The 8,008-nt window shown below is 50.9% G+C and carries 6 protein-coding genes and 1 pseudogene; 4 read left to right on the top strand and 3 right to left on the bottom strand.

The window, feature by feature from the left end; translation table 11 throughout:
• Nucleotides 1–266: 266 nt before the first annotated feature.
• Nucleotides 267–1,712 carry an ATP-binding protein gene (locus PG731_RS08280; RefSeq protein WP_270773324.1) on the bottom strand — a complete coding sequence of 482 codons (1,446 nt, stop codon included), beginning with the start codon at nucleotides 1,710–1,712 and terminating at the stop codon, nucleotides 267–269.
• A gap of 164 nt (nucleotides 1,713–1,876) precedes the next feature.
• On the opposite strand from PG731_RS08280, the gene PG731_RS08275 reads away from it, so the two are divergent.
• The 3 genes from PG731_RS08275 (at nucleotide 1,877) to PG731_RS08265 (ending at nucleotide 3,962) form a co-directional block, all read left to right on the top strand.
• Nucleotides 1,877–2,284, top strand: a complete 408-nt coding sequence (locus PG731_RS08275) for a type IIL restriction-modification enzyme MmeI (protein ID WP_270773323.1) — start codon at nucleotides 1,877–1,879, stop codon at nucleotides 2,282–2,284.
• A 158-nt stretch (nucleotides 2,285–2,442) separates the two neighbouring features.
• Nucleotides 2,443–2,931 (top strand): hypothetical protein, encoded by a 489-nt coding sequence (locus tag PG731_RS08270; protein ID WP_270773322.1) that lies wholly within the window; start codon nucleotides 2,443–2,445, stop codon nucleotides 2,929–2,931.
• A 431-nt stretch (nucleotides 2,932–3,362) separates the two neighbouring features.
• The gene (locus PG731_RS08265; protein ID WP_270773321.1) at nucleotides 3,363–3,962 is read left to right on the top strand and encodes a ClbS/DfsB family four-helix bundle protein; all 600 of its coding nucleotides are present in this window, start codon (nucleotides 3,363–3,365) and stop codon (nucleotides 3,960–3,962) included.
• 269 nt (nucleotides 3,963–4,231) lie between these two features.
• On the opposite strand, the gene PG731_RS08260 is transcribed toward PG731_RS08265, so the two are convergent.
• Both PG731_RS08260 and PG731_RS08255 read right to left on the bottom strand, forming a co-directional pair.
• Nucleotides 4,232–6,280, bottom strand: a complete 2,049-nt coding sequence (locus tag PG731_RS08260; protein ID WP_270773319.1) for an LPXTG cell wall anchor domain-containing protein — start codon at nucleotides 6,278–6,280, stop codon at nucleotides 4,232–4,234.
• A gap of 267 nt (nucleotides 6,281–6,547) precedes the next feature.
• Nucleotides 6,548–6,793, bottom strand: a pseudogene (locus PG731_RS08255) (integrase core domain-containing protein); the annotation flags it as partial.
• 431 nt (nucleotides 6,794–7,224) lie between these two features.
• On the opposite strand from PG731_RS08255, the gene PG731_RS08250 reads away from it, so the two are divergent.
• A partial coding sequence (locus tag PG731_RS08250) for a GIY-YIG nuclease family protein (protein WP_270773318.1) occupies nucleotides 7,225–8,008 on the top strand: 784 nt, incomplete at its 3' end.

Genomic DNA, 8,008 nt, shown 5'->3' with positions numbered 1-8,008 from the left:
GGCCCATAAATCGAGAGATTCACACACACATTTTGTCGTTTAACCCGTCATTGGGAACGCTCACGTTATTCGTGTCTTTGTTGTATGCGTATTCTTGTTGGTTCTTATTTAGCCAGAGGTTTCTAACACTCATCGAGGTGAAAAAGCTCTAACCAGTACGTGTTTTCCAGCTTCCCACTTAACTTCCCACTCAACATAACACTTTGGGAAGTTGAGTGGGAAGCTTGCGGGAAGTTCTCGTGAGCACCGAAGCTGCCGGTGCGTGGCTACGCCCTAATGCGATAGCGTTGCCGAGGGCTCCTCAACGGCTCAGTGCGCTCGACGACCCCTTCGGCAATAAGCTCGTTCACCGCATTTTGCACTGCTGTGCGGCTCAGTTTTGTGCTCTTGACGAGTTCAGTTGTGGAGGCAGACGCCTGCCCTTTTAACGCGGTGAGAACTTGGTCAAAGGCGCTTGCATAGCGTTCTTTTTCTGCCACTCTTCGCCGGCGGAAGATAATGGTGAAGCTATCTAGCCGGTTAATGTACTCAGGTGGCGGCATGAGGGCATCGGTGAGCGAGCGTTGAATGACCGCGATGCCCGTGCCTCTGTTTTCAGCCACAACACCTTCTCCGCCTCCATCGGCATGAAACTTCACGTCTTCAAGAAAAGAAGAGAGGCGTTGGTTTCTGGTTGAACTCACGCCTGGCTTCCCTAGGTTTCGTACGGTAACGCCTCCATACAGACCTCCCGGGCTTGTGATTTCGAGGCGGTCAACGAACATGTTTATTTGCACTTGACTGCCTTGCGCGTGCGGTGAGTAATCGCGATGCATGAGGGCATTTACGAGCGCTTCACGTACTGCGATAGGAGGATAGTCTGGCAAATCTGAGCGGTACTTTTCGCCAATGAGAGCGGCAGTGCGCATGTTGTTTTTAACTACTTCAATTCCTTCATCAACGAGCTCCGGGATGGTTCCGGTGAGGGTTTTGCTGTCTAGGAGTCGAACTCCTTCAGTGACAGAGCCCTTCGTTGTACCCGGGAAGCTGGCAAATGTCACGGTGAGGCGTGGATAAAATTCTTGCGGATACTCACCCATAACAAGCAAGGACGCCAGGGTTGGGTGTCCGCCCTTGAGGATGCGTAGACGTTTCATCGCAGTTTCGGTGCCGTCATTAAAGGTTTTGGGACGACGTTTGCGTTGAACAGTCATGTAGGCATTCACAGTGTCTGAATGCAGGTCTTCAAGTTGCGCTTCTGTCACTGGCTGTTCGTCCCATTTAGGCTGGGCCCGCTCCTCAACGAGGCGGTCGACTTCGTATTGCGTGAGGCGGATGTCGCCGTCACCAACCCGAATATAACTACCGCCATACTTTCCCTGTTCAGTTACGTAGCAAGGTTTGTCTTCGGAAGTCATTTCATTAATCTGTGCTACGACAACCAACGAGTTCTCAAAGGGAACTGTGTCGATGAGGGGGCGTACAGGGGGCGTGGTTTGGGCACATCGAGTTTCTAGTGCGTCCCTAGCTTTTGCTGCATCGAAGCCGTCCACGGGCAAGAAGCCATTTGACTCATCGAGGCCCACGATAATGAGGCCGCCGTTGGCGTTCGCGAACGCGCTGAGTGTTTCGCGAATTGATTTGCCAACATTGCTCTTGACTTCGATTGCTTGCTTGTCTGTTCCGATCAGGCGCAATGTGTTAACGATTGACCCTAAGCGTTCAGTATCCATCGACTGCTCACTAACTTCCCACTTAACTTCCCACTCACCATACCACTTGGGAAGTCGAGTGGGAAGCTTGTGGGAAGCTTTCAAGGACGCGCCTGGCTTGCTCTGCTTCCAAATTATTGTCCGTACTCCCGGCTAATATTGCGTTAGACAATAAGGGAGGCAATGTGGCTACCGCACTTTCACTCTCCGAAATCCGCAGGCGCTGTGCGAAGGTTGTTGCAGACTGGACGGAGGAGCCCGGTGAGCAAGCGCAGTCGTTCATCAAAGACTTGCTTGGAGCCTACCTGCTCAACTGCTCAGAGACCAGCCCCACAATTTTCAGCTCACTATTCCAATCCGCAGAAAGCGCGAAAGCCAGGCGGCAACTAGGTGAGCATTACACCACTGAAATCAACATTCTTAAAACCATTGAGCCCCTGTTCCTTGATGAACTCCGCACAGAGTTTAAGACCTACTATCACGACGTAAAACGACTCAAAAAACTGCGCGACAAAATCAGACAAATCCAGATCATGGAAACTTCTAGCACGGACTGGATACGAATTGGAGACACCTACGCTCTAGCTGCGTAGGGGGATAGTTTTCGAGTAGAGGGGGATCTTTGGTCGGCGAAACGCTTCTGGCTAGCTTCGGTTTCAAATTTCGAAGCGTTGTTAACCTTCTAGTCTCCGTGTACGCAGTTGCGGTCACGTTTTCATTCTGGGACTACGGATCTAGTGGGATCGAAAACGTGGCAAGTGTGTTTGGTCTGCTTGGTCTTAATTCGGTTGCTTCCGGAATCGCGTCTTCCTACATAACTATTCGTGATTTTACTGGAGTTGCGCACGACTTCCTTGCCTTCCTAGTTGGCGCATGGCTCGTACTTTCATGCATCTTCTTCGCACAAACTTACGAGGAAGAGCTTCCGAAGATGCACAATATTGCCCCGAATTCGGTATTTGGCGTTACGGCATTCTTCGGCCTGTGCGTCGACCTGTTTTCGCCGGGTAACCCGTGGAACCTCGCCCTTGCCCCAATCATCGCCTCAGTCGCGTGGGGTTCATATAACGCTGTCAAGATATCGTCCTGCACGCATAAAGTTCCCAATGCTCTTGCGGTGTCATTTGTCATTGCTCTGGGGCTCCTGTCCGTCCCGCTTTACCTGGTTCTTTCATTCCCGCTGTGGTTCGCGCAAGGTAGCAGCCTTGACTCGGATTCAGACGAAAATGAGCACGAGTAAGCAGTTCCTATTTCGTGCCACCCCTAGCGCCCCCACTTATCGTGAAAACCACACTGACCTGGGATGTCCTGTCGGGGCCGATTCCACGGATCGTGCCGTCGGTGCGGTAGCATCGAGGCGGCAGATCTCGTGAGCGAGCAGAGCGGCAGGGGCAAGCGCTGGCTCATCTCATTCGTGGCTTACTCGTAGACGGTGCCCCGGTCGCGCACAATTTCAAAACCCCATACCAATACACGTTCGCCTGCTTACCAAACGACTGGCTCATTGCCGCAAAAGGTCTAGCGATCGCCACACCCCGCGCCTCCTCGGGCAGTTCCGTCTTTTGTCATACGTGTGTACCTTTACAGCTACTCTCCATAAAGATGCTCATGTGTTCGTAGAATAATAAATCGAAATCGCCGTTCGTTTTTTCGTGCGAGGGAGGTGGCGTAATGCCCCGGCCCAAGACCAAGGATGAGCTGCTTGAGGCAACACGCGTCTCCTACGACAAGCTCGTGAGACTCTGGGACGCAATTCCACCCGAACAAACCTGCGCTCTCTTCCCGGAACAACTGTTGGCAAAGGGATCTGAGGCGCATTGGCGACGTGATAAGTGCCTACGGGACGTGGTGATACACCTGCATGAATGGCACAACCTCGTCACGACTTTTGTCAGTACCAACTATGCGGGCACGCCCCAGGCGTTTTTCCCTGAATCCTACACGTGGCGTAACTACGCCAAGCTCAACGAAGACTTCACCGCGCACTACCAATACACGACCCTAAGAGAAGCACGCGACCTTTTGGGCATATCACACCATCAAATACTTGATCTGATCGAGAGCTTCACCAACGAGGAACTCTTCACCAAGAAATATTTCACCTGGACGGGGACGACCAGCCTGAGCTCCTATTTCGTGTCCTCGACCAGCTCCCACTACGAATGGGCAGCCAAGAAAACCCGCGCCTGGATGCGACTTTCGCCCGCTAACCCACTTTCAACACCAACAGGCAGGACATCAGTGGACAATACTCAAGTCACCCGGATTTAAAAACCCAAGGCACTCCAAATAGGGACTCTGCCAGAGCGACTCTTTTATTTACGTGAATAATACGGACTAGGTACAAACAAGAGGGGCGACTCATTCTGTAACATGAGCCGCCCCCCCCCTTGGATGTATCCGTTGCCGATTATGTTCTGTCTATGCCCCTGCACTGCCGCCAGATCTAACAGTTGTATTGGATCTGGCAGTTATTGTCCATCAGTGATGGTCAACACAGATTTATGCATCACAGATCAGATTGACTTAGCCCGCCTTTCCTATTCAGCTCGGCGTTTTCTAGCTCCAACGAAGCCAATGCCTAGCAAAGCGATGCCTGCTCCCACGGGTAATAGGGTGATGTCTGCGCCGGTATTCGCAAGCTGTTTTGCCTTTGAGTGTTGACTATCGCCCTTGTTCTTTGGACTATTGCTTCCCCCACTGGACGGATCCATAGCATTAGAAAGCATTCTCATAGTCTGCAGCTCAGCGCGTAGTTTAGCTAACTTGCGCTCTAGTTCTTCGCTAGATTTTTTAGCTTTGTCAAGTTCTAATGTGGCAGATTCAAAAGCAGCTTTAGCAATTGCTTCATTATTTTTCACCTCAGATAGGTTCTGCTTCGCTGTTGCTAACGCCGCCTTCTTATCTTCCCAAGTTTTCTGGGCTTCGGCCAAGTTCAGCTTCGCTTCCTGAAGCGCTTCGTTGGCGGAGGCAACAGGCGCATTCCTGTCCATAGCATCCTTCAAATCAGAATTCGCTTTGGAAAGCGCTTTTTCTGCAGCTAGCTTTTTCTTCTTGGCTTCTTCTTCAGCTGCCTGATCTTGTTGAAGCTGATTATCCTTCAATTCAGCGTTTTTCTCGGCCTGTTGCTTGTCGCCCATCGCCGACTTCAGATTATTTTGGGCTTCAGCTAGTAGCTTATCGGATTGCTGCTTATCCTGCTCAGCTTCTTTTTCGTCTTGTATTGCTTTTTCTAGCTTCTTTGCAACTGCCTCTAGCTCATCCGCAGCATGTTTTTTATCGTCATAATTTCTTATGGCATCATCAGCTGCTTGTTTAGCTTGTTTTTTTTGTTTTTCAGCTTCATCTGCTTTTGCGAAGAGACCCTCGGCAGCGGACGTTTCCGTCTTAAGCTTTTGATCAAGTTCTTTGACGTCAGCGTCTAGAGTTCCTATTTCAGTTTGATTTTTCAGAATTTCCTGAGTTAGGGCAGAAAATCTTTCTGTAAAATCCTTAACCTGACCTTTTAGGACTTCAGCTTCACTTTCGGCTGACTTCTTATTCTTTTCTGCTAGCTGTTTTTTATTCTCAGCATCCTTAATTTTCTTCTGTGTCTCAGGGGTAGATTGATTCTTGTCTTCGGCTACCGCTTTTTCAAGGTCTTCTTGCGCCCGCTTGATATCTTCGTCATAAGTCCCAATTTCATTTTGTTTCTGCTCTAGAGCAGTCTGGGCCGCCTCTTTCTTACCTTTAAACTCGTTAAGTTGCTGAAGGTTCTGTTTGTTCTCTTCCTTAAGCTCCTCAGAGCGAGTCCGTTTTTCTTCCAACTTCTTGGTCAGGGCTTCGACTGCGGACCTAGCGGATACTGCCTCTTCTACGAGCTTGTTATACTCGTTGGTCTTTTCAGTAAGTAATTCTTGCTTCTCTTTTTTGATTTTATCAGCTTCTGCTAGTTCACTTCGCGATTTTTGCAATTCACTAGCAACATCCGGGTGCTCTTTCTGTAACTGCTTAGTGGTTTCCTTGAGCGTTTTTAGTCTCTCTTCAAGCTGACTAGACCGGGTTTTAGCGTACTCAACTTTTTTGGTAGCTAAGTCAAATTCTTTTCCAAGCTCAACAACTTTTTCGTCGGCTAGATTCTTCTCTTGCTGAGCTTTTTCTAGATTCTGTTTCGCCAAAACCTCGGCTGCAGCGGCATCCTCAGCCTCTTTTGCAGCTAGTTTCTGAGCCTCTTGCAGCTTCTTAATCTCGTCGGCAGCAGCACCCGAGTCCTTGATAGCTTTGTCCAACTTCTCTTTTGCAGCTTGAACGGCTTTTTCAGCATCTTCTTTTTTCTGCAACAAAACTTCAGTTTGCGTTTGCAAATCGTTAACTTCGGCATGTTTGGCTTCTACTGCAGAAACAGCCTTGTCATATGTTTTCTTTGCCTCATTTAATAAGGCAGTCTTTTCATCAAGATTTTTCTTAGCCTGAGCAACTTCGTTGGTAGCGTCTTTAATAGCGGCTTCCAGCTGCTCACGGGTTAATGAAGTTTTAGTATCGGTCGAAGGAATTGGGGTGGAATCCGGTGCTGGCTTATTGGCAGCGAAAGCATTCGGGGGGGGTGGCAATCGTCAAACCGATACCCAGCGATAGTGCAGCAGCTAGGCATTTGGATTTTTTAGTATTCAACATGGTCTTCTCTCTTTTCTTTGCACGAGATGATCACAACGGGAATTAGTCTACCTACTTCCCTGCGTCGGTCAATACTTCCCAGTTTTTACCTATATATCTCGCAGGCATCTCCCAGACACCCTCCAGTGGAAGGCCAGAAACCTTCCAAGAGTTAACCCCCGCGAGGGGCCTGACCCCCGGAAAGTAGACACATCGGGGGTTAGCTATGCTACTTGGATCACTGTAGCTGATGTGAGTGCTTCGAAGTCATCGGGGGCTAGAAGGTTGCACCAAGAGTGCCGTCTGCGGGTGTTGCAGCGCATGCACCATCGAAAGACTTCTTGGCGACAGCTGATTGGACTGTCAAAGACTTTCCGATCACGCAGCACTTCACGCTTTAAGGTGGCGTTAAATGACTCTGCCAGGGCATTATCGGCACTCGTTCCCACTGCGCCCATGGATTTCATGATGCGTGCAACCTTGTTGTGATTGGTCGGGCCGAAGTCCGTATCGTCGTTGAGGCTTGCAGCGATGCGTGTATTCGCCTGGACTTCCTTGCCCATCATCGCTGTTAAGCCCTCGATCGTCACGAGCGTTGTTGCTTAATCGACTTTAAGCTCTCCGGCATTCATGGCATTGTTGAGCGCGCTTTGATATGAAAGAGTTCGTCAGTGAAAGTCGTTGCGCCGGTGAGTAGACAAGTGATCTGCTCGATTCGGTCTTCACGCAAGATGTGCCCTTCGCAGTGGTTGAGTTCACCTTTAATTCGACGGCTCGCTGCACGCACTCGCCAACAATCCATGTGCTCAATTCACGGGTGTCTTCAAAAACGACCCGAGAGAATCTGGCAGCGAATACTCTTGAGGTGTATCTGTAGGTGTTGGTGGCAAGGCGGTGGCGTGTGGCAGCTCCAAGGACTGTGCAGCTGTTCTTGATGGACGGGTCCCCGAGTGGGCGGATCAAGTGTTCATTGGACAACTGGGTCGGCAAGGTCTACCTCATCCCGCGCACCGAGATCACACGCTCCAAGGATCGCCCCGAGCTGGCACAGAGCGGCATCTACCTCCTGTTTGGCACTGACACTGAGACCGGCGAGGAGTTGCTCTACGTAGGCCAGGCCCGCGAGCGTAAGAACGGCAACGGCGTGCTGGCTAGGGTTGCAGAACACCTCAGCGAGGAGAAGCTCGACTACTTCACCCACGCGATCCTGATTATCGACTCGGACAACTCGTTCGGCCCCACCGAGATCTCCTATCTTGAGAATGCGTTCTACCAGCAGGCGTTGCTAGCTGACCGTGTTAGGGCGGTCAATGGCAATGACCCCTCTCCCGGGAATGTGACCGAGGAGAAGAAGGCTGCTCTCGACGAGTTCATTTCGATGGCGAAGATCCTGATCGGCTCACTTGGCTACCGAGTTTTCGATGCGGTCGATGATGCCAAGACCCTGACGCAAAACCCATCGGAGGCAGCGCCCCCCCGTGTGGAGCCCCTGCTGTTCCTGAAATCGGCTGGCGCGTCCGGAAGCGGTCGGCAAACGACCGACGGGTTCGTTGTTCTCGCCGGCGCCAAGCTGCGAGCAGGGATGACCCATTCTGTGCCTGAGTCAGCACGTAAGAACCGTGAGAGGCTCGCCGAACGCATCAGCGAAGACGGCGAACTCTTGCGCGACACGTTGTTCACCTCCC

This window comes from Pauljensenia sp. OF14-1SRA, assembly GCF_027694595.1.
In the GTDB taxonomy this organism is placed as follows: Bacteria; Actinomycetota; Actinomycetes; order Actinomycetales; family Actinomycetaceae; genus Pauljensenia; species Pauljensenia turicensis_B.
Note: the sequence above shows the minus strand (reverse complement) of the source record. Positions and strands in the feature narration are given on the sequence as shown.

What these genes read in the sequence shown, in the direction of transcription:
- PG731_RS08280 (WP_270773324.1), bottom strand. Translation starts at nt 1,712, where the DNA reads ATGGATACTGAACGCTTAGGGTCAATCGTTAACACATTGCGCCTGATC.
- PG731_RS08265 (WP_270773321.1), top strand. Translation starts at nt 3,363, where the DNA reads ATGCCCCGGCCCAAGACCAAGGATGAGCTGCTTGAGGCAACACGCGTC.